This is a genomic window from Paracoccus sp. AK26 (genome assembly GCF_011801365.1).
Classification (GTDB): Bacteria; Pseudomonadota; Alphaproteobacteria; order Rhodobacterales; family Rhodobacteraceae; genus Paracoccus; species Paracoccus aerius.
The window spans coordinates 1,710,849-1,730,403 of sequence record NZ_CP041041.1 but is presented as its reverse complement, the minus strand read 5'-3'; the positions used below and the strand labels follow the sequence as shown (position 1 = coordinate 1,730,403).

At 65.6% G+C, this 19,555-nt stretch carries 19 protein-coding genes; 7 read left to right on the top strand and 12 right to left on the bottom strand.

Features of this window, described 5'->3' with window-relative positions; genetic code table 11:
* Window positions 1-7: 7 nt before the first annotated feature.
* The gene (locus tag FIU66_RS08525; RefSeq protein WP_167622305.1) at window positions 8-1,039 is read left to right on the top strand and encodes a YihY/virulence factor BrkB family protein; all 1,032 of its coding nucleotides are present in this window, start codon (window positions 8-10) and stop codon (window positions 1,037-1,039) included.
* Window positions 1,036-1,374, top strand: a complete 339-nt coding sequence (locus FIU66_RS08520; protein ID WP_167622304.1) for an SMR family transporter — start codon at window positions 1,036-1,038, stop codon at window positions 1,372-1,374. The genes FIU66_RS08525 and FIU66_RS08520 overlap by 4 nt, the downstream gene beginning before the upstream one ends.
* Here the strand turns inward: FIU66_RS08520 and FIU66_RS08515 are convergent, their stop codons facing one another.
* The 3 genes from FIU66_RS08515 to FIU66_RS08505 form a co-directional block, all read right to left on the bottom strand.
* The gene (locus tag FIU66_RS08515; protein ID WP_167622303.1) at window positions 1,375-3,054 is read right to left on the bottom strand and encodes a peptidoglycan -binding protein; all 1,680 of its coding nucleotides are present in this window, start codon (window positions 3,052-3,054) and stop codon (window positions 1,375-1,377) included.
* Between the two features lie 3 nt (window positions 3,055-3,057).
* Complete coding sequence (locus FIU66_RS08510; protein ID WP_240544778.1) at window positions 3,058-4,275, bottom strand: biopolymer transporter ExbB; 1,218 nt, start codon at window positions 4,273-4,275, stop codon at window positions 3,058-3,060.
* A gap of 226 nt (window positions 4,276-4,501) precedes the next feature.
* Window positions 4,502-5,059: a gamma-glutamylcyclotransferase gene (locus FIU66_RS08505; protein WP_167622302.1), complete on the bottom strand. Its 558-nt coding sequence runs from the start codon at window positions 5,057-5,059 to the stop codon at window positions 4,502-4,504.
* 78 nt (window positions 5,060-5,137) lie between these two features.
* Between FIU66_RS08505 and FIU66_RS08500 the strand changes: the two genes are divergently transcribed.
* Entirely contained in the window at window positions 5,138-6,088 is a 951-nt protein-coding gene (locus FIU66_RS08500; RefSeq protein WP_167622301.1) for a DUF2125 domain-containing protein, read from the top strand.
* Here FIU66_RS08500 and FIU66_RS08495 read toward each other — a convergent pair.
* The 5 genes from FIU66_RS08495 to FIU66_RS08475 form a co-directional block, all read right to left on the bottom strand.
* Window positions 6,085-7,005 carry a prephenate/arogenate dehydrogenase family protein gene (locus tag FIU66_RS08495; protein ID WP_167622300.1) on the bottom strand — a complete coding sequence of 307 codons (921 nt, stop codon included), beginning with the start codon at window positions 7,003-7,005 and terminating at the stop codon, window positions 6,085-6,087. The genes FIU66_RS08500 and FIU66_RS08495 overlap by 4 nt on opposite strands.
* Complete coding sequence (gene hisC, locus FIU66_RS08490) at window positions 7,002-8,093, bottom strand: histidinol-phosphate transaminase (RefSeq protein ID WP_167622299.1); 1,092 nt, start codon at window positions 8,091-8,093, stop codon at window positions 7,002-7,004. Before hisC ends, FIU66_RS08495 begins: the two co-directional genes overlap by 4 nt.
* A 99-nt stretch (window positions 8,094-8,192) precedes the next feature.
* Window positions 8,193-9,446 carry a Hint domain-containing protein gene (locus FIU66_RS08485; RefSeq protein WP_240544642.1) on the bottom strand — a complete coding sequence of 418 codons (1,254 nt, stop codon included), beginning with the start codon at window positions 9,444-9,446 and terminating at the stop codon, window positions 8,193-8,195.
* Window positions 9,447-9,637: 191 nt separating this feature from the next.
* Window positions 9,638-10,258 (bottom strand): 30S ribosomal protein S4, encoded by a 621-nt coding sequence (rpsD, locus tag FIU66_RS08480; protein WP_167622297.1) that lies wholly within the window; start codon window positions 10,256-10,258, stop codon window positions 9,638-9,640.
* Window positions 10,259-10,394: 136 nt separating this feature from the next.
* Window positions 10,395-11,501, bottom strand: coding sequence for an ROK family transcriptional regulator (locus FIU66_RS08475; RefSeq protein WP_167622296.1), 1,107 nt, complete (start codon window positions 11,499-11,501; stop codon window positions 10,395-10,397).
* A 118-nt stretch (window positions 11,502-11,619) separates the two neighbouring features.
* On the opposite strand from FIU66_RS08475, the gene FIU66_RS08470 reads away from it, so the two are divergent.
* The 4 genes from FIU66_RS08470 (at window position 11,620) to FIU66_RS08455 (ending at window position 15,213) form a co-directional block, all read left to right on the top strand.
* Window positions 11,620-12,648, top strand: coding sequence for a sugar ABC transporter substrate-binding protein (locus FIU66_RS08470; RefSeq protein WP_167622295.1), 1,029 nt, complete (start codon window positions 11,620-11,622; stop codon window positions 12,646-12,648).
* Window positions 12,649-12,707: 59 nt separating this feature from the next.
* Complete coding sequence (locus FIU66_RS08465; protein WP_167622294.1) at window positions 12,708-13,763, top strand: ABC transporter permease; 1,056 nt, start codon at window positions 12,708-12,710, stop codon at window positions 13,761-13,763.
* Window positions 13,760-14,533: an ATP-binding cassette domain-containing protein gene (locus FIU66_RS08460; RefSeq protein WP_229849360.1), complete on the top strand. Its 774-nt coding sequence runs from the start codon at window positions 13,760-13,762 to the stop codon at window positions 14,531-14,533. The genes FIU66_RS08465 and FIU66_RS08460 overlap by 4 nt, the downstream gene beginning before the upstream one ends.
* A 77-nt stretch (window positions 14,534-14,610) precedes the next feature.
* Window positions 14,611-15,213: an AAA family ATPase gene (locus FIU66_RS08455; protein WP_167622292.1), complete on the top strand. Its 603-nt coding sequence runs from the start codon at window positions 14,611-14,613 to the stop codon at window positions 15,211-15,213.
* On the opposite strand, the gene FIU66_RS08450 is transcribed toward FIU66_RS08455, so the two are convergent.
* The 4 genes from FIU66_RS08450 to thrS all read right to left on the bottom strand — a co-directional run bounded on the left by FIU66_RS08450 (window position 15,172) and on the right by thrS (window position 19,502).
* Entirely contained in the window at window positions 15,172-16,392 is a 1,221-nt protein-coding gene (locus tag FIU66_RS08450) for a multidrug effflux MFS transporter (protein ID WP_240544641.1), read from the bottom strand. The genes FIU66_RS08455 and FIU66_RS08450 overlap by 42 nt on opposite strands.
* Before the next feature lie 55 nt (window positions 16,393-16,447).
* Window positions 16,448-17,071 (bottom strand): DsbA family protein, encoded by a 624-nt coding sequence (locus FIU66_RS08445; RefSeq protein WP_167622291.1) that lies wholly within the window; start codon window positions 17,069-17,071, stop codon window positions 16,448-16,450.
* Window positions 17,072-17,142: 71 nt separating this feature from the next.
* Window positions 17,143-17,349, bottom strand: a complete 207-nt coding sequence (locus FIU66_RS08440) for a cold-shock protein (RefSeq protein WP_089388183.1) — start codon at window positions 17,347-17,349, stop codon at window positions 17,143-17,145.
* 206 nt (window positions 17,350-17,555) lie between these two features.
* Window positions 17,556-19,502 (bottom strand): threonine--tRNA ligase, encoded by a 1,947-nt coding sequence (gene thrS / locus FIU66_RS08435; RefSeq protein WP_167622290.1) that lies wholly within the window; start codon window positions 19,500-19,502, stop codon window positions 17,556-17,558.
* Between the last annotated feature and the right edge of the window lie 53 nt (window positions 19,503-19,555).

The window sequence follows — 19,555 nt, the reverse complement described above, 5'->3', positions numbered from 1 at the left end:
GAAGTGGATGCAGCAGGACAAGCCCCGCGTTCTCGATGCGCTTTTCGGAGATCTGGATGACACCACTCGCCGGCGCTTTGGCCTGAAGACCCAGGGCGCCGAGCCAAAGGCGCCGGACGAAGCGCCCCCCATGCGGGGGATGCGGCCCGAGGATATCGGGCTGCGCCATCTTCGCAGGTCAGACTGGTGGGCGATCGCGCAGGCGACGCTTGCGCAGATCGGTACCGACCGCGTGACGGCTGTGGCCGGCGGTATTACCTTCTTCGGCCTTCTTTCGCTGTTTCCCGCCCTGACCGCATTCGTGTCGATCTATGGCCTCGTGGCCGATCCGGCCACCATTTCCGGTCACCTGGACATGCTGGAAACGCTGCTGCCCGAGGGCGCGCTTGGGATCATCCGCGACCAGGTGCAGGCCATTACGTCATCACCTCAGACAGCCTTGTCAGTGGCGGGGATCGGCGGGCTGCTGGTTGCCTTCTATTCGGCCAATGGCGGGATGAAGGCGCTGCTGTCCGCGCTGAACGTCGCCTTCTTCCAGACCGAGACGCGCACCTTCCTGCGCCTGAACATCGTGGCGATGGCCTTCACCCTTGGCGGCTTGGTGCTGATCATCCTGATGCTGGGCATGATCGCCGTGATCCCGATCCTTTTGCAGATGCTGCCCATGGCGGAAACGACCAGCACGTTTGTCGGGATGATCCGCTGGCCCATCATGTTCGGCGTCCTGATCCTGGCGCTTGCGGCGCTTTATCGCTGGGGACCGGATGCGCCGAACTCGCGGTGGCGGTGGATATCGCCCGGCGCCGTCCTTGCGGCGATCCTGCTGGTGATCGCGTCGGTTCTTTTCAGCTGGTATGCCGCCAACTTCGCCAATTATAACGAGACCTATGGCTCGCTTGGCGCCGTCGTTGCCCTGATGATGTGGCTGTGGCTGGCAGCAATGATCGTCCTGGTCGGGGCCGAGGTGAACTCGGAAATCGAGAGCCACCTGAAAAAGCTGGCCGGGGTTCCCGACAGAAGAAAGAAGGCGGCGGTGTGACCTATTCTCCCTATGTTCCCCTCGTTGCCGCGATCGGCCTGGAGGTCGTCGGCACATCCCTTTTGCAGCGGTCGGAACAGTTCACGCGGCTGGCGCCGACCGTCGGCATGGCCCTGTGCTATCTGGCAAGCTTCTACCTCTTGTCGCTCAGCCTGCGCGCTTTGCCCCTGGGCATCGCCTATGCGATCTGGAGCGCGCTTGGCATCGTGCTGGTCGCCCTGATCGGCTTCTTCGTCTTCGGGCAGCGCCTGGACCTGCCTGCCGTGATCGGCCTTGCCCTGATCGTGCTGGGGGTGCTGGTGGTGAACCTGTTCTCGCGCACCGTCGGGCACTGATCAGCGTTCGGTCAGCTTCAATTCGATCCGCCGGTTCGCGGCAAGCTCCTCGGGCGTGTTTCCAGCCGAGACCGGCCGGGTGTCCGCAAATCCCGCCGGCGCAAGGCGGTTGGCCGGGAAGCCGAGCTGTTCGGTCATGTATCGGACCACGGCCAGGGCGCGGGCCTGGCTTAGTTCCCAGTTGTCGCGATAACGTCCCGCGCCCGACAGGGGCGTGCTGTCGGTGTGGCCATCCACGCGGATGATCCAGTCTATCTCGGGCGGGATGTCGCCCGAGATTTCGGACAGCATCCGGGCCACCCGCGCCACCTGGTCCTGCCCGGGGGCTGACAGCGTCGCCTCGCCCGGCGCGAACAGCACCTCGGACTGGAAGACGAAGCGGTCGCCCACGACCTGCACGCCTTCCCGCCCCGACAGGATCTGCGACAGGCGGCCGAAGAACTCGGACCGATAGCGGGCGAGGTCGCGCGCCTCTTCCTCGGCCCGCTGGCGTGCCTGTTCTTCAAGGCTCAGGCGCCGGTCCTTCTCCTCGGCCGCAAGCAGAAGGGCCGCGTTCAACTGCTGTCCCAGATTTTCGACGCGCAATTCGGCTTGCCGCTGTTCGTCGCCCGCCGCATCCAGAAGCGCCTGCAGCGATCCCAGTTGCGCGGTCAGGGACGCCACCTGTTCGTTCAGCAGCGCAACGCGACGCTGCCCGTCCTCGGTCAGGCCCTGCTGGTCGGCCAAGGCCTTTTCCGCCGTGGCCAGCAGCGCTGCCTGGCGTTCGACCTCGGTCAGGGTTTGCTGGGCCTGGGCCGTGGCCTGATCGCGCGCGGCCTCGGCTGCGGCCAGAAGGGTCAAGGTCTCCTCGGCCCGCTTGCGGCTTTCCTCCAGCGACAGGGTCATGGCGGTCAGTTCGGCATCGGCCTGCTCCAGACGCTCGCGCAGGGCGCGGGCGGCCTCGGCATCGGTCAAGCGCGCGGCCTCGGCTTCGGTGAGTTGTGCCTGCAGGGCGTTGGCCCTGGCGGTCGTTTCCTGGTTCTGGCGGCGCAGGTCGGCCGTCAGCGCCTCGAGCGCGTCGCGCCGGGCGGCGGCAAGGCGGGCCTGTTCGGCCTGGGCGTCGATCTCGCTGCGGGCCGCTGCCACCGCCAGTTCCGCGGCGCTTGCGCGGCTTCCCTGTTGCGCCAGTTGGGACTGCATCTGCTGCTGCAGCGCATCGGCTTGTTCGCGATCCGCCACGCGCGCGGCCATCAACGCCGCAACCTCAGCCTCGAAGTCGGTCAGGCGGCTGCGGGCCTGGTCCAGTTCGCCCTGGCTGCTTTCCAGTTGGGTGGACAGCCGGGTGATCCGGGCCGCCCTGTCGCGTGCCTCGGCCTCGGCATCGGCAAGCTGGCCTTGCAGGGTTTCCTCGCGGTCTTCGGATGCGGTCAGGGCCTGGCCCAGGGCCGCGACCTGCTGGCCCAGTTCCTGAAGGCGGCGTTCCTGGCCCGAGATCACGCGTTCCTGGCTGGAAATGACCTGATCCTGTTCGGTGATCGTGTCGTCCTGGTTGGTGATCTGGTCGCGCAGCACCGATTGCATGACGGTGAAGATGGTCAGGACGAAGACCAGAACCATCAGCAGCGTTGCCAGGGCATCCACGAAGCCCGGCCAGATATTGGTCGAGAAGCGATGCCCCGAGGCGGCGCGGCGCAGGGCCATGGCCTAGCTCCTGTCCCGCAGAACCAGCGGATCGCGCAGCAGGTCGTCGCGGAACGGATCGTTGAAGCGCGCAGCCCGCACTGCGCGGGTCAGCACAAGCAAGTCCGACCGCAGTTCGGCCACCATCTCGTCGCGCCCCTCGGCCAGGTCGCGGGCCAGGCGGTTCAGGGCCGCCTCGATGCCCGACATGTCGGGGGGCGCCGATGCGGGGCGGTCCGACTGCGCGCGCGCCAGTTCCACAAGCCGGTCCTGGCCCGCTGCCAGGCGCGACAGCGCCTCGGCCAGGGTCGAGGTGCCCGCCCGGGTCACGTCCCGCGCGGCCTCGGTCTGCTGGACCAGGGCCTCGACCGCCTGTGCCATCACCACGACGCGTTCATCGGCCATGGCGGCTGCCTCGTCCCGCTGCAGGTCGCGATCGGCCTGGATCTGCTGCAGGCGGTCCATCTGGCCCGCCATCTGTTCGAGGAAACCGGCAAGCGCCGCCTGATCGACCGCGTCCCCTTCCGATCCGGCAAGGCTGACGCGCGTAAAGCCCGACATCCATTCCTCGAGCTCGCGGTAAAAGCGGTTCTGGCCGTGCGTCGCGAACAGTTCCAGCATCCCCACGACCAGCGATCCCGCCAGGCCCAAAAGCGATGAGGAAAAGGCCGTGGCCATCCCGCCAAGCTGGGCTTCAAGTCCGCTCATCAGTTTGTCGAAGACCTGGATGCCGCTTTCGCCTTCCTGCGGGGCGAGGGTGCGGATCGTCTCGACAACGGCAGGGATGGTCGTGGCGAGGCCGTAGAAGGTCCCCAGAAGGCCCAGGAAGATCAGCAGGTTGGTCAGATACCGGGTGATGTCGCGAAGTTCGTCGATTCGGGTGGCGACCGAGTCGAGGATCGAGCTTGCCGCGCCGGTGGATATCACCCCCCCGGCCGGTCCCCTTGTTCCCAGAAGGGCAGCCAGGGGCGCGAGCAGGCGCGGGGGCTTGTCGCCGCTGTCGGATTCGCCGCGCGCGGCGATGCCCTTTTCAACCGCATTGCGGCGGCGTTGCGCGAAACGCTCGATCCAGCTGACCGAGCGGATCAGTTGCGCCACCTGCCAGAAACAGGCCAGCACCCCAAGCGCGAAAACGGCCAGGATGACGCCGTTCAGCCACAAGTTGGCCTGGAAGATCGGCAGGATGCGGCCATAGGCGACCCATCCGCCTGCCAGCACCAGGGCAAGGACCGTCACCATCATGACGATCTGGCGCACCGGCTGCGAGAAATGCGGGTTCGTCGGCCCGCTGCCGCCTGACCGGGTGGCGGTGATCCGACGATTTGCCGGACCTGTCCGGCCAGTCAGGGTCGAGGCGTCGGCCCGGTGGTTGCTCGATGGTTCGCTCAACTGGACGCCTTCCCCTGGGCCAGAACTGTTCGGGGCCAAGTGTAGGGCGCGGCATTTCACTTGCCAAGCGATCCGACGCTCAGCTTGTCCTGTTAATGCCTTGTTCCAGAAGCCTGCGCACCTTGTCCGACAGGTGGTCCATGTCGCTGTCGCCCAGTCCGATCTGCGCCAGATGAGCGGCCGTGTTGAACAGATAGTCCGCGTTGGGCCCGCGCCCGCCATGCGCCTGCGCGATGATCCTTGCCTGTTCGTCCACGGGCAGGCCGCCCGCATATTGCACGTGATCCCGCCGCATCACATAGGCCAGGGCCTCGACCCGGCGGCCGTCCTCCAGCCGCAGGGGCAGGATCGCTTCTTGGTAAGCGTCGGTGACCAGTTCGCGGGCGCGCAGATAGGCCAACACCTCGTCGTGGTCGTGGTCCGCGATCCGCAAGGCCAGGCCGCCGCATTCCGCCTCCGGCTGCACGTCCAGGCCCAGCACAAGGCCGGGCAGGCTGGCCGTGCCGCGATGCTGGATCGACCGCAGGCAGAAGCTGCGGGCATAGCCGGTCAGCCAGGCCCGGGCGGTTTCGGCCGGGGCAAAACCCGGATCCCAGATCAGGGAACCGTAACCGAAGACCCAATCTATCTTTCGCATCTGCCCGATTCCGTTCATTGCGTGAAAACTAGGGCAGCGCGGGGCAGGATGAAAGGGTCGCAGGGGATGAGGGGGACAATGAGGATCATTCGCTGGCTGCTGCTGGCTTTGTTGCTGCTGACAGGCCTTTGGTTCGCGGCCGAGCCGTTGCTGGTGTCCCAGGCCCGCAAAGGCGTTCCCGCAGACAGCATCGCCGCGCAGCCCGGGCCGGGACGGTTGGGCCTGACGCTGAATGGGGTCATGCTGCCGACGCAGACCGGGCTGGTCGCGCTGCCGTCGCTTGATGCCTGGGTGACGCCGCTGGCGCCGCTGACACTGCGTGCCGTCCTGCCCGATAGCGCGGTGCTGGAGGACGCTGCGGGTCGGCGGCAGATTTCCATGAATGGCGCCAAGGCCAGGATCAAGCTGTCGCCCCTGGGCGGCACCCTAAAACAGATGCAGGCGCAGTTCGACGCCCTTGGTCTGGACGGCGTTGATCTGTCGGGGCCGGGACGGGTCACGATCCGGGCCGTGGGTGACGACCGGGTGCCCGGCGCGGCCTATCAGGCGCAGCTTGACCTGGCCGATCTGCGCCTGCCGCAGATCGCCGCCGCGACGGGAGGGTTGCGCATCTGGATGGACCGACCGCTGGGGCTGAACGCCGGCCCCGAGACCCCGTTGGTTCAGGGCATCATGACAGAGGGGCTGGATATCGACGCCCGCGGCCTTGCCTTGCGCGTCGCCGGGCTGCTGCAGAAGGCGCCGGATGGCCGAGCCGAGGGGCGGCTGGCAATATATGCCAGCGATCCGGGGGCGCTTCTGGACAATGCGGTGGATCATGGCCTGCTGCCCCCGCAAGCGCGGCTGCTGGTCGGGGCCATGCTGAACCGCATCGGGCAGGCCGATTTCACCGATCCTTTGCTGCCGGGCCAGCCGCCAATGCCCCCCGCGCCCCAGGGGCAGTTGCGCATCCCGGTCGAGATGCGCGACGGCCAGATGCTGCTGGGCGGAATCCAGGTCGGGCAGGCCCCCGCCTGGCCCACGCCCTAACGCACCGGAGCGACGCGGCCGAAGTCGGGGGCGGCGGTGTCCTGGCCCGCCTCGATGATGCCGCGGCGGATGGCGCGGGTGCGGGTGAAGTAATCGAACAACTGCTGTCCGTCGCCCATGCGGATCGCGCGCTGCAGGACGAACAGTTCCTCGGTGAAGCGGCCCAGGATGTCCAGTGTGGCCTCCTTGTTGTGCAGGAACACGTCGCGCCACATGGTCGGGTCGCTGGCCGCGATCCGGGTGAAGTCGCGGAAACCGGCGGCGGAATACTGGATCACCTCCTCGTCCGTGACGCGGCGCAGGTGGTCGGCGACGCCCACCATCGTATAGGCGATCAGGTGCGGCGCATGGCTGGTCACCGCCAGGACCAGATCATGATGGGCGGGTTCCATGTTGTCGGTCTTGGCGCCCATCGCGCGCACGAGGTCGGACAGCCGGGCCGCGGCGACGGGGTCGGTGTCGGGCAGGGGGGTCAGCAGCCACCAGCGGTTCTGGAACAGGCTGGCAAAGCCCGCGCGCGGGCCGGAATGTTCGGTCCCTGCCAGGGGATGGCCGGGAACGAAATGCACGCCCGCCGGAAGATGGGGCGCCACCGCGTCGATCACCGATTGCTTGACGGAACCCACGTCCGTCACGGTCGCCCCTGGCTTCAGATGCGGTGCGATCTCGGCCGCGACGGCGCCCATCGCACCCACCGGAACGGCCAGCACGACAAGGTCGGCATCCGCCACGGCCTCGGCCGCGCTGTCGGTGATGCGATCGCACAGGCCTATGTCGCGGGCGACATCGCGGGTTTCGGCGCTGCGGGCAAATCCCACCACTTCGGCGGCCAGCCCCTTTTCGCGGATCGCATGGGACATGGACCCGGCGATCAGTCCCAGCCCGATCAGCGCCACGCGGTCGTAGATGACGGTCATGCGCCCCTCCGGTCGGCCTTGAAGCGGCCAAGGCTGTCGATCACGCGAGTGACGCCTTCCTCGTCGCCGACCGTGATGCGCAGGGCGGCGGGCAGGCCATAGCTGGACACGCGGCGCACAAGGATGCCGTCGGCGCGCAACGCGGCATCCGCGGCCTCGGCCTCGGGCGCGTCGGCAAAGCGGGCCAGCACGAAATTGGCGAAGCTTTCGTCACAGCCGATGCCCATCTGGATCAGCGAATTGCGCAGCCGTTCCCGCATCCGGGCGTTGAGGTCGGCGCAATGGTCGCGGAAGGCGGTGTCGCGGATCGCGGCCTCGGCAGCGGCCATCTGGGCGTTTGACAGGTTGAAGGGCTGGCGAATGCGGTTCAGCACGTCGATGATCTGGCCGCGGGCATAGCCCCAGCCGATCCGCAGCCCGCCCAGCCCGTGGATCTTGGAAAACGTGCGGGTCATGATCACGTTCGGATGCCGGTCCACAAGCCCCGCGCCCCCATCGGCACCGGCCGCAAACTCGGTATAGGCGCCGTCATGGACCAGCAGCACCGATTGCGGCAACCCGTCCACCAGGCGCTGAACCTCGTCCTGGGTCAGCATCGTGCCGGTGGGGTTGGCGGGATTGGCGATGAAGACCACCCGCGTCCGGTCCGTCACGGCGGCCAGGATGGCGTCGATGTCGATCCGCCGCTCGGTCTCGGGGACGGTGACGGGTGTCGCGCCGACCATCCGCGCCAGGATCGGATACATGGAAAAGCCATGTTCCGTCGTGATGACTTCATCCCCCGCGCCCGCAAAGGCATGGACCACGAATTGCAAGACCTCATCCGACCCCACACCGCAGATGATCCGGTCGGGGTCCAGGCCGTGAACCTCGCCAATGGCGCGGCGCAGGGGGGCGTGGTCGGTGTTGGGGTAGCGATGCAGGTCATCCGCCGCCGCGGCATAGGCGGCCCGCGCCGCGTCGCTGCAACCCAGCGGGTTTTCGTTCGAGGACAATTTCAGCACCTTACCGCGCCCCGGCAGCCTGCTTTCGCCGCTGACGTAAAGCGCGATGTCCATGATGCCGGGCCTGGGGGTGATCTGCGTCATGTTCATATCCTTTGCGCGCCCCGTCTAGTCCATCGGGGCGCGCCTAGGAAGTGTCATGCGCGGGAAATCCGGCAGCCGTGGCCGCCGGATGTCACTGGGTCAATGCATCCCCACCAGGGGCTTGCCGTTCTGCAGGTGGCGCATCGCAAGCTTGCGTGCCATGCGGCCGCTTGCCAGTTCCCGCGCCGAGGGCGGCAGGCCGGTAAGCCGCTCCAGTTCCGGGAACAGGGCAAAGATCTCTGCCCTGGCGGCATGACCCACGCCCCGCAGCGCCTGCGGACCGGTATAGAGCGACTCGGTCTCGGTCCCGTTGGCGAAGACGATCTCGTGCCGGTCGAACAGGATGTGGAAATATTCGACGGTTTCCAGATCGTCCGCGATGTCGATCCCCTCAAGCGGCAGAAGCTGCTTGGCGGCGACCAGAACCTCGGGTGCGCCGAACATGCGCTGCGCGATGGCAGACCGGACCAGGATCCGGTGCTGCGGCGACACCAGCAGCGCCTGTGCCGGAAGGTTCGCGCCAAGCGCACCCGGCGCGATCCGGATCGGGCGCAGGTTCGGCTGGGCCCGCAGCCGTTCCGCCGACAAGGCCACATGCCCGACCCAGCGGACGGGCTGAGTGGCGTTGTCGCGCGTCACGACCAATGTGCCGACCGAAAGATCCTCGACTGCGACAGGACCGTCCGTCGTCAGGATCATGGTCTCGCGCAGGAAGCAGGGGACAACCTCTGCGTCGTCAAGGGGCAGGGTGCCCGCCGGGTCGTAATCAATAGTCAGCAAAGCCACATCAAGCGTCTGCTGTGCAAGATCAGTGACCACATCGGTAACGGGTCCGAGGATCCCCCCCAGAGCGGGCACCCCGGCCAAAGTTCCCTCGATGTTGTTGAGAGGAACGGTCAGGGGATCTAGGTCAATGCCTAAAAGACTGAAATCGACGATGATGCTCAGCCTATCTTCGTTAAGCGGTTCATCCGATAGCAGGAAGGCCCCGTTTGACTCGTCAACATAGACGCCAACTTCAACGGGATTCAGCCGCACGCTGAGGCTTCCCAGTGGAACGGGAGGAACAAGCGGCGGGATACCCGGTATCTCGACATCGGAGGATATCGCCTCGGTGGACAATTCCGCCGTGCCGGCAAAGGTGCCGCTGCCCACTGCGCCGCCGGTCTCGTTGACAAGGGTCAGTTGGTCACCCCGATCCAATGTCGTCGCTGAGTTGGCCTCGACGTCATAGCGGTCAAACTCGGTCGGCGCGTCGAGGTCGTTCAGGACACTGGTGGGGGGTATCGTCAGAACGGGAAGGTCGGATTCTAGATCAATAAGACTGCCGGGGACCGGTGTCGTGTAGGGCATGTTGTCTTCCTTTGGGCAGACTCGGTCACGCGACCGAATCGATAAGGGGATCGCGAGAAACATGCGGACGAGTAAATGGACATATTAACTAAGCTTAACCAAATCGCGGAACGCAAATCCTTTCTTGGCCCCCAAACGAAAAAGGCCGCACCCCGAGGGATGCGGCCCGATCTTGCTGCAGAACCGAAGGATCAGTTCTTGGCGTAGTATTCGACGACCAGGTTCGGCTCCATCACGACGGCATAGGGCACGTCGCCCAGGGCCGGGGTGCGCACGAAGGTCGCGGTCATCTTGTTGTGGTCCACTTCCAGGTAGTCCGGAACATCACGCTCGGTCAGGCCGACAGCCTCCAGCACGATGGCCAACTGGCGCGAACGTTCGCGGATGGCGATGACGTCGCCTTCCTTGACGCGGTAGGACGCGATGTTGACGCGCTGGCCGTTCACGGTGATGTGGCCGTGGTTCACGAACTGGCGGGCAGCCCAGATGGTCGCGACGAACTTGGCGCGGAAGACGACGGCGTCCAGGCGGCGCTCCAGCAGGCCGACCAGGTTTTCGCCCGTGTCGCCCTTGACGCGTTCGGCTTCGGCATAGATGCGGCGGAACTGCTTTTCGGTCAGGTCGCCGTAATAGCCCTTCAGCTTCTGCTTGGCGCGCAGCTGGGTGCCGAAGTCGGACAATTTGTTCTTGCGGCGCTGACCGTGCTGGCCGGGGCCGTATTCGCGGCGGTTGACCGGGGATTTGGCGCGGCCCCAGATGTTCTCGCCCATGCGGCGGTCAAGCTTGTACTTGGCAGAGGTGCGTTTCGTCACCGCTGATCTCCTTCATTGCATTATCGAAGGGCGTTGTCCTTTGGCCGTGATCTTGCGATCTGGCCCGACAGGATTCCCCTTGCGGGGTCCACCAACACCAATGGAAGCGGCGCTTATAGACGCAGCCGCGCCGCTGTCAAGTCAAGGATCCGTCGGGTTCGAAGAAATGCGCAAGGGGCAGGGCGGCGGCCCCCAGGATGCGGGCGCTGCGGGCCAAGCTGCCTTCCAGGATCCTTGGCCGGTCGATGCCTGCCGCGGGAAGGCTTGTCATCTCGGCCCGTGTCGCCTCGGTCAGCGAATGGCGCGTCGCCGGCGGAACGGCCCCGTCGATCACCACGACCGGAATGTCCAGAAGCGCCGTCGCGGCCAGGGCCGAGAAGGCCATGGCCTGGGCAGACTCTTCGATCCAAGGTCGCTCGACCTCGGCAGGCACCACCCAGCCGGAATCGTCCGGCGGCAGCGAATGACCCAGCCGTGCCTCGAGCGTGGAAACCGAAGCGACGTCCAGCAACTGTCGCCCGCCCGGCACCGGCATCGAGCCGAGCGCCCCGGCGTTGCGCGCCGGGCCGACCCGCAGCCGGCCGTCCAGGACCACTCCGCCGCCGGCAAAGTGCGCGACGTAGAGATGCACGAAATCCGGTGGAAGGGACAGCCGCCCAAAGATCAGTTCGGCCGCGCAGGCCGTGCTTGCATCGTTCTCGAGGAATACCTGAAAGGGCAGTTCCTCGGCCAGCCGGGCGGCAAGGTCGAAGTCGTGCCAGTCCGCCATCTCGGCGCCCCAGTCCCAGAGGCGAAAGGGCGTAGCCACGCCAAGCCCAGCGATTCGAGTGGGGTCTGGCAGGGAAGCAAGGATCGTGGCGATGCCGTGGCGCGCAAAGGCGATGATCCGATCGGGGGTGGGATGGGCATATATCTCTTGCCGGTGGATCTTTATCGCCCCGGTGAAATCCACCAGGGCGAGTTCGACCAGGCGGCGGCCCAGTTTCAGGCCCAGGAACAATGCCCCTCCGGGTGCCAGGGACAGCGGGGTGGACGGCTGGCCGACCTTGCCCCGAACGACCGCGCCTTCGTCCAGGAAACCATTTTGGATCAATTTCCTGGTTTGGTTCGTGATGGCTTGCGGCGAAAGCCCCGTTGCCTGGGCAAGCGCGGCGCGCGGAAGGGGCCCGCGCCTGCGGATCAGCGACAGGATCAGCCGCTCGTTCCGGCTGAGGTCCAGCCGATCGCGTGGGTCATTCAGCATGGGACTGCCTCCTGAGACGCATTAATCAACATGATTGACTTATTGACAAGAAGAAACGCTTCATGCTTTCTGAAAAGGCAGGGCGGAGGAGGTGCCGCCATTCGGAGGAGTTATCGGAATGATCATCAAGTCTTCGCTTCGCTTGTCGCTGGCCGCGTCCGTTCTGGCCATGTCGGCAGGCTTTGCCGCCGCGCAGGATCCGGTCAAGGCCTGCATCATCACCAAGACCGACATCAACCCGTTCTTCGTCAAGATGAAGGAAGGCGCGACCGCCAAGGCGCAGGAACTGGGCATCGAGCTGATGAGCTTTGCCGGCAAGATCGACGGCGACCATGAAACGCAGCAGCAGGCGATGGAAAGCTGCATCGCTGCAGGCGTCAAGGGCATCCTGATCACCGCGTCCGACACCAAGGCCATCACCGAATCCGTCAAGCAGGCGCGCGATGCAGGCATCCTCGTCATCGCGCTTGACACGCCGCTGGACCCGATCGACGCAGCGGATGCGACCTTCGCCACCGACAACCGCGAGGCAGGCCGCCTGATCGGTGCCTGGGCCGCCGGCAAGATGGGGGCCGAGGCCGAGAACGCCAAGATCGCGATGCTGGATCTGTCGGCCAGTGCGCCGTCGGTCGATGTTCTTCGCGACCAGGGCTTCCTGGAAGGCTTCGGCGTCGACGTGAAGGACAACAACGTGATCGGCGACGAGGAAGACCCGCGCATCGTCGGCCATGACGTCACCTCGGGCAACGAGGAAGGCGGCCGCCAGGCGATGGAGGCGCTGATGCAAAAGGATCCGGGCATCAACCTGGTCTATACCATCAACGAACCCGCTGCCGCCGGGGCCTATGAGGCGCTGAAGTCCTTCGGAATGGAAGGCAACGTGACCATCGTGTCGGTCGATGGCGGCTGTCCCGGCGTCGAAAACGTCAAGGCCGGCGTGATCGGCGCCACGTCGCAGCAGTATCCCCTGAAGATGGCCTCGATGGGAATCGAGGCGATCGCGGCCTTCGCCAAGGACGGCACCAAGCCGCAGGTAAGCGAGGGTCTGGATTTCACCGATACCGGCGTGAACCTGGTCACGGACCAGCCGGTCGAAGGCGTCTCCTCGATCAGCGTCGAGGAAGGCCTGGCCCAGTGCTGGGGCTGACCATCGACATCCGGGCGGCTGCACCCGCGGCCGCCCTTTTCTGAACCCCGGAGGGCCCGATGTCTGACACCCCCGACCCCGTGGTCGCGCGCAATCCGTCCGAGAAAGTCGCGAGCTTCGATCATCATTCGCGCGGCGCGCTTGACCGGGTGCAGCATTTCCTGCACCGCTATCCCACCATGGTCCCGGTCATCGTGCTGGTGCTGTCGGTGCTGGCCTTCGGGCTGATCTCGCCCAACTTCTTCTCGGCCTTCAACCTGTCGCTGATCCTGCAGCAGGTGGCGGTCGTGGGCACGCTGGCGGCTGCGCAGTCGCTGGTGATCCTGACCGCAGGGATCGACCTGTCCGTCGGGGCCGTCATGGTGATGGTGTCGGTCATCATGGGCAAGCTGTCGGTGGACTTCGGCATCCCGGTGCCCATCGCGATCCTGATCGGCCTAGCCGTGGGCGGTGCGACGGGCGCGTTGAACGGCGCGCTTGTGACGCGGCTGAAGCTGCCGCCCTTCATCACGACGCTGGGCACCTGGAATATCTTCCTTGCGTTGAATTATTACCTGTCGAACCGCGAGACGATCCGCAGCCAGACCCTGGATGCCGAGGCGCCGCTGCTGAAGTTCTTTGGCGAACGCTTCAACCTGGGGGGCGCCGTCCTGACCTATGGCGTCTTGCTGATGATCCTGGTCTTTGCGGTTCTGTGGTACGCGTTGAACCACACGGCCTGGGGGCGCCGGGTCTATGCCGTGGGCGACGACCCCGAGGCCGCGGCCCTTGCCGGCATCCAGACCAAGCGCGTGCTGATGTCGGTCTATATCGTGTCGGGCGCGATCTGCGCGCTTGCCGCCTGGTCGTCGATCGGCCGGGTGGGGTCGGTCAGCCCAACCTCGTTCTTCGAGGCGAACCTTGAATCCATCACGGCCGTCGTGATCGGGGGCATCTCGCTGTTCGGGGGGCGCGGGTCGATCCTGGGGCCGCTGATCGGTGCGCTTATCGTGGGCGTCTTCAACTCGGGGCTGCGACTGGCCGGCGTTGACGTGCTGTGGCAGCTGTTCGCGACAGGCTGGCTGATCATCGTCGCCGTCGCCATTGACCAATGGATCAGGAAAATCTCGTCATGACCCAGCCGCTTCTCTATGCCCGCAACCTAGTCAAGCGCTATGGCCGCGTGACCGCCCTGGACCATGCCGACTTCGATCTGTATCCGGGCGAGATTCTGGCCGTGATCGGCGACAACGGCGCGGGAAAATCCAGCCTGATCAAGGCGATTTCCGGCGCGGTCCAGCCCGACGAGGGCGAAATCCGCCTGGACGGCCAACCGGTCAGCTTCGCCAGCCCGCTCGAGGCGCGCAAGGCGGGGATCGAGACCGTTTACCAGACGCTGGCCTTGTCGCCTGCCCTGTCGATCTCGGACAACATGTTCATGGGCCGCGAGATCAGGCGCGGCGGCATCATGGGCAAGTGGTTCGGGATGCTGGACAAGCCGTCAATGGATGCCTTTTCCCGGCAGAAGCTGTCGGAATTGGGCCTGATGACGATCCAGAACATCAACCAGCCGGTCGAGACCCTGTCCGGCGGTCAGCGCCAGGGCGTTGCCGTCGCCCGCGCCGCGGCCTTTGGCAGCCGCGTCATCATCCTGGACGAACCGACGGCAGCGCTTGGCGTCAAGGAAAGCCGCCGCGTGCTGGACCTGATCCTGGACGTGCGGTCGCGCGGCATTCCCATCGTCCTTATCAGCCACAACATGCCCCATGTCTTCGAGGTGGCGGACCGCATCCACATCCACCGCCTTGGCCGGCGCCTTTGCGTCATTAATCCCAAGGAACACACGATGTCCGATGCCGTGGCCTACATGACGGGCGCGCGGGTGCCGGAAGGCATTGCGGCATGACGGCGGGGGAAGGGGGGCGTCGCCCCCAATCCTTCGGACTTCCCCCCGGATATTTCGACACGGAAGATGGCCGGCACTTGCTGGCGCGGATCCGGGGGCTGCAGGGCGCCCGGGTTCTGGTTGCGGTGGCAGGGGCGCCGGGGTCGGGCAAGTCGACCCTGGCCGAGGCGGTGGCGGCAAGGCTGGACGATGCCGTGCTGGTGCCGATGGACGGCTTTCACCTGGACAACCGGGTCTTGTCCGCGCGGGGCTTGCTGGCGCGCAAGGGTGCGGTCGAGACGTTCGATTCCGAAGGCTTCGCATCCTTGGTCGAGCGCCTGGCGGTGCCGAACAGCGAGGTCGTCTTTCCTGTATTCGACCGCGACCGAGAAATCGCGGTTGGCGGCGCGGGAGTCGTCATGCCGCACCATCGCATCGTCGTGATCGAAGGCAATTACCTGCTGCTGGATGCCGCACCCTGGAACAGGCTGCGCTACGACCTGACGATCTTCCTGGATGTTCCGGTGCCCGAACTGGAGCGTCGTCTGGCTGCACGCTGGCAGGGTCTTGGCAAGGATGCGGACCAGGTCGCGGCGCATCTGCGAAACGACCTTGCGAATGCCCGGTGGGTGTCGAGGCGGTCACGCCCCGCCGATATCTCAGTCCCGCAGGCTGCGCATCAGGAACCAGGCCAGGGCTGAACAGATCAGCGTGGCCGTCATTGCCGGGATGGCCGTGCCGTTATAAAGCAGGCCCACGGGCGCAGCGATCAGGGTCGCGGCGATCGTGGACAGCGCCGCGATGATCGACGCGGCCATACCGGCGATATGGCCCATGCGCTGCAGGGCCAGGGCATTCAGGTTGCCGAAGGTCACGCCCGCCATGAAGAAGACGCTGACCGCCCAGAAGAAGAAGGCGGGAAAGCGCAGGCTGTCGGGCAGGACATCCGTCAGCGTCAGCGCCAACATCACGGCCGACACGCAGGTCTGCATGACATAGGCCCATTTGGCGATGCGACGCATTCCAAAGCGCATCACGAAGGTGGCGTTCAGCAGCGTTCCCGCACCGGACAGCAGGGCCATGAGCGCAAACCACATCGGGAAGCTGTCGCCCTTGCCATAAGTCTCGCCGAACAGTTGCTGGGCCGAGGAAAGCAGCCCGAACATCTGCCCGAAGCCCAGCGTCAGCACCACCGTGCAGAGCATCACCTGCCTGTCGGACAGCACCTCGCGCGCGGCGGCGCTGAGGGGCGCGATGCGCAGCGGCCGGCGGGCAGAGGGCGGCAAGGTTTCCTCTTGCCGCAGGCCAAGCCAGGTCGAGCCGATCAGGGCGAACAGGATGAAGGCAACGAAGACGCCGTGCCATCCCGAAAACCAGATGATGCCTGCGCCGATGGACGGGGCAAGTGCCGGGATCAGGATGAAGACCATCATCACGAAGCTGGAGATGCGGGCCATTTCGCGGCCCTCGTAAAGGTCGCGGATCAGCGCCATGCCGACGATCCGCGGACCTGCGGCCCCAAGGCCCTGGACGAAGCGGGCGGCCAGCAGGAACTCGATCGAGTCGGCGAAAAGGGCTGCGATCGTTGCGGCGATGTAGACCACCGCACCCAGATAGATCGCCGGCTTGCGGCCGATGGCATCCGAGATCGGGCCGGCGAACAGCGTTCCGATGCCCATGCCCGCCATGAAGGCCGTCAGGATCAATTGGGCGCGGTTGACGTTGTCTGGCGTCAGTTCGGCGGCGATGTCGGGCAGCGCCGGCAGCATCGCATCGATCGAAAAGGCGACCGTCGCGAACAGGAAGGCCAGCATTGCCACGAACTCGGGCAGCGGCAGGCGGCGCGGCGCGGCACCGGCATCAGGGGCAGTCACGGACATTCAGGGAGCCTTTCGTCAGGCAGCCCCTTTATCCGATAATTGCACTCTGTGCAAGTTACTTCGGCGCGGTGGCAAGTTCATCGACGATCTGCTGCCAAAGGCTGGCAGGCTGGGCGCCGCTGATCGCATGCTGGTTGGCGACGATGAAGGTCGGCACGGACGAGATGCCGCGGTTTCGCGCATGCTGTTCGCGCGCGGCGATTTCATCCCGGTCCGCATCGCTGGCCAGCAGGCGCGCCACCATGTCCGCGTCCATGCCTGCCGCGCCGGCGATGAGTGCCAGTTCCGCTGCATCGCCGATGTCGCGGGCTTCCTGCCAATGGGCGCGCATCAGGCCCGACATCACGCGGGTTTGCGCGCTTTCCAGGCCCGCCCAATGCATCAGCCGATGGGCATCGGTGGTGTCCGGTTCGCGGGGCGAGGGGTTCAGGTTCAGCCCAAGGGCTGCCGCCCGTTCCGCCACAGCCCGCGACGCTTCCTGGGAGCGCGGTCCAAGTTTCGCGTGCAGGTACTCAATCCGGTCCATGCCGCCACGGGGCATCTGGGGGTTCAGGCGGAAGGGGTGCCAGGCGATCTGGAACGGGTGCAGCGGGCGGCTTTCAAGCGCGCGGTCCAGTTCCAGCTTGCCGATCAGGCACCAGGGGCAGACGGGATCCGCGAAGATGTCCAGCGGGATCATGGGCGGTCCTTTCGGTCGAAAAATGAAAACGGCCCGCGAACGGGCCGTTTCGCAACCTTGTCGAAGCTGTATCAGAGCAGCTTCAGATCGCTGGCCGAGGCGCGGCCATCGCGGCCCGACTGCAGTTCATATGCGATCTTCTGGTTGTCCTTCAGTCCCGTCAGCCCGGCGCGTTCGACGGCCGAAATATGGACAAAGATGTCCTTTCCGCCGTCATCGGGGGCAATGAAGCCATAGCCCTTGGTGGCGTTGAACCATTTAACCGTTCCGGTCGCCATAACCGTCCTCTCCTTCAAGTCATCCCGACGCAGGATTGCGCCAGGCCGTGCAGCCCGCTTTCGGTATTCCGGCTGCCCGTAAAAGGGAGGCGGTAGAAAGGCTTCGCTCACGCAAGTGAGAGGATGGACGAATCGTTAAAAAACGCAAGCATGAAACGCGCACAGGCCCGGGGCCTGCACGCGATATGGACCACTCCGTTCCGGATTCACCGCAGATCGGGCGGTGTCGCTTCGTCTTTCAGCATGGCTACGGCATCGGCTAGCGGTAACAGGCGTGAGCCCTGCTGGTCGAGCCTCCGAACCGATACGGTCCTATCCTCTACCTCTTTCATGCCGATGGCAAGAATCGCCGGGACCTTTCCGACGGAATGTTCGCGGACCTTGTAGTTGATCTTCTCGTTCCGCGTGTCTGCCTCGGCCCGGATCCCTGCCGCGCGCAGGGTCGCCACGATCTCGGCCACATAGGCATCGGCGTCCGATACGATGGACGCCACGACGACCTGGCGCGGCGCCAGCCAGAAGGGCAGCTTGCCCGCGCTGTTCTCGATCAGGATGCCGATGAAGCGTTCGAAGCTGCCCAGCACGGCGCGGTGCAGCATGATCGGGCGGTGCTTGGCACCGTCGGCCCCCACATAATCCGCGTCCAGCCGTTCAGGCAGGTTAGGGTCCACCTGCAGCGTGCCGCATTGCCAGTCGCGGCCGATGGCGTCGCGCAGGACAAACTCCAGCTTGGGGCCATAAAAGGCGCCCTCGCCGGGGAACAGTTCATAGTTGTATCCGGCAGCCTGGCAGGCATTGCCAAGCGCGGCCTCGACCCGGTCCCAGCTTTCGTCGCTGCCGATGCGCTTTTCGGGCCGGGTGGACAGCTTGATGCGCCAGTCGGTGAAGCCCAGGTCGGAATAGACGCCCGCCAGGAACTCGATGAACTTCTTGGTCTCGGATTCGATCTGGTCTTCGGTGCAGAAGATATGGGCGTCGTCCTGGGTAAAGCCGCGCACGCGCATGATCCCGTGCAGGGCGCCCGAGGGTTCGTAGCGGTTGCAGGATCCGAATTCCGCCATGCGCAGCGGCAGGTCGCGATAGGATTTCAGGCCGTGGTTGAAGACCTGCACATGGCCGGGGCAGTTCATCGGCTTCAGCGCGTTGACTGTCTTGGTCTTGGCATGTTCCTCGTCCACTTCGACGATGAACATGTTTTCCTGGTAGTTGTCCCAGTGGCCGGATTCTTCCCACAGCTTGCGGCTGACGACCTGCGGGGTGTTCACCTCGACATAGCCGTCTGCGCGCTGCTTGCGACGCATGTAGTCCTGCAGCGCGACATAGATGTTCCAGCCGTTCGGGTGCCAGAAGACCTGGCCAGGCGCTTCTTCCTGCATGTGGAACAGGTCCATCTCGCGGCCCAGCTTGCGGTGGTCGCGCTTGGCGGCCTCCTCCAGCATGGTCATGTGCGCCTTGAGGTCGTCGCGGTTGCGGAAGGCCACGCCATAGATGCGCTGCAGCATCGGCCGGCTGCTGTCGCCCAGCCAATATGCGCCTGCAATATGGGTCAGCTTGAAGGCGTCGGCGGGAAGCTGGCCGGTGTTCTGCAGGTGCGGGCCGCGGCACAGATCCTGCCAGTCGCCGTGCCAGTACATCCGCAGGTCCTCGCCCTCGGGGATGCGGTCGATCAGTTCGACTTTGAACGGCTCGTCCCGATCCTTGTAATAAGCGATGGCGCGGTCGCGGTCCCAGACCTCGGTGCGGACGGGATCGCGGGCGTTGATGATCTCTTTCATCTTCGCCTCGATCCGGCCCAGATCCTCGGGCGTGAAGGGATCGGCGCGGTCGAAATCGTAGAACCAGCCATAGTCGCGCACCGGGCCGATGGTGACCTTGACGTCGGGCCAGATTTCCTGAACGGCGCGCGCCATGACATGGGCGAAGTCGTGGCGGATCAGTTCAAGCGCCGGGGCTTCGTCCTTCATCGTGTTGATGCTGATCGCGCCGCTGTCGTTGATCGGCCATTGCAGGTCGATATGCCGCCCGTCAAGGCTGGCCGAGATCGCGCGCTTGGCCAGGCTGGGCGCGATGCTTTCCGCGACCTGCGCGGCGGTGACGCCTGCGGGATAGTCGCGCGAATTGCCATCGGGGAAGGTGAGGGAAATCTGGGACATGATCTGTCCTCCTCGTCGGTTTGGCGCCCACGGAACGCCCGGTTGCGGGTTAT

Excerpts from the sequence above, each read along its gene's own strand:
- FIU66_RS08525 (WP_167622305.1), top strand. The coding sequence starts at position 8 with ATGCAGCAGGACAAGCCCCGCGTTCTCGATGCGCTTTTCGGAGATCTG.
- FIU66_RS08515 (WP_167622303.1), bottom strand. The coding sequence starts at position 3,054 with ATGGCCCTGCGCCGCGCCGCCTCGGGGCATCGCTTCTCGACCAATATC.
- FIU66_RS08510 (WP_240544778.1), bottom strand. The coding sequence starts at position 4,275 with ATGATGGTGACGGTCCTTGCCCTGGTGCTGGCAGGCGGATGGGTCGCC.
- FIU66_RS08505 (WP_167622302.1), bottom strand. The coding sequence starts at position 5,059 with ATGCGAAAGATAGATTGGGTCTTCGGTTACGGTTCCCTGATCTGGGAT.
- FIU66_RS08500 (WP_167622301.1), top strand. The coding sequence starts at position 5,138 with ATGAGGATCATTCGCTGGCTGCTGCTGGCTTTGTTGCTGCTGACAGGC.
- FIU66_RS08495 (WP_167622300.1), bottom strand. The coding sequence starts at position 7,005 with ATGACCGTCATCTACGACCGCGTGGCGCTGATCGGGCTGGGACTGATC.
- hisC (WP_167622299.1), bottom strand. The coding sequence starts at position 8,093 with ATGACGCAGATCACCCCCAGGCCCGGCATCATGGACATCGCGCTTTAC.
- FIU66_RS08485 (WP_240544642.1), bottom strand. The coding sequence starts at position 9,446 with ATGCCCTACACGACACCGGTCCCCGGCAGTCTTATTGATCTAGAATCC.
- FIU66_RS08475 (WP_167622296.1), bottom strand. The coding sequence starts at position 11,501 with ATGCTGAATGACCCACGCGATCGGCTGGACCTCAGCCGGAACGAGCGG.
- FIU66_RS08470 (WP_167622295.1), top strand. The coding sequence starts at position 11,620 with ATGATCATCAAGTCTTCGCTTCGCTTGTCGCTGGCCGCGTCCGTTCTG.
- FIU66_RS08465 (WP_167622294.1), top strand. The coding sequence starts at position 12,708 with ATGTCTGACACCCCCGACCCCGTGGTCGCGCGCAATCCGTCCGAGAAA.
- FIU66_RS08460 (WP_229849360.1), top strand. The coding sequence starts at position 13,760 with ATGACCCAGCCGCTTCTCTATGCCCGCAACCTAGTCAAGCGCTATGGC.
- FIU66_RS08450 (WP_240544641.1), bottom strand. The coding sequence starts at position 16,392 with ATGTCCGTGACTGCCCCTGATGCCGGTGCCGCGCCGCGCCGCCTGCCG.
- FIU66_RS08445 (WP_167622291.1), bottom strand. The coding sequence starts at position 17,071 with ATGATCCCGCTGGACATCTTCGCGGATCCCGTCTGCCCCTGGTGCCTG.
- FIU66_RS08440 (WP_089388183.1), bottom strand. The coding sequence starts at position 17,349 with ATGGCGACCGGAACGGTTAAATGGTTCAACGCCACCAAGGGCTATGGC.
- thrS (WP_167622290.1), bottom strand. The coding sequence starts at position 19,502 with ATGTCCCAGATTTCCCTCACCTTCCCCGATGGCAATTCGCGCGACTAT.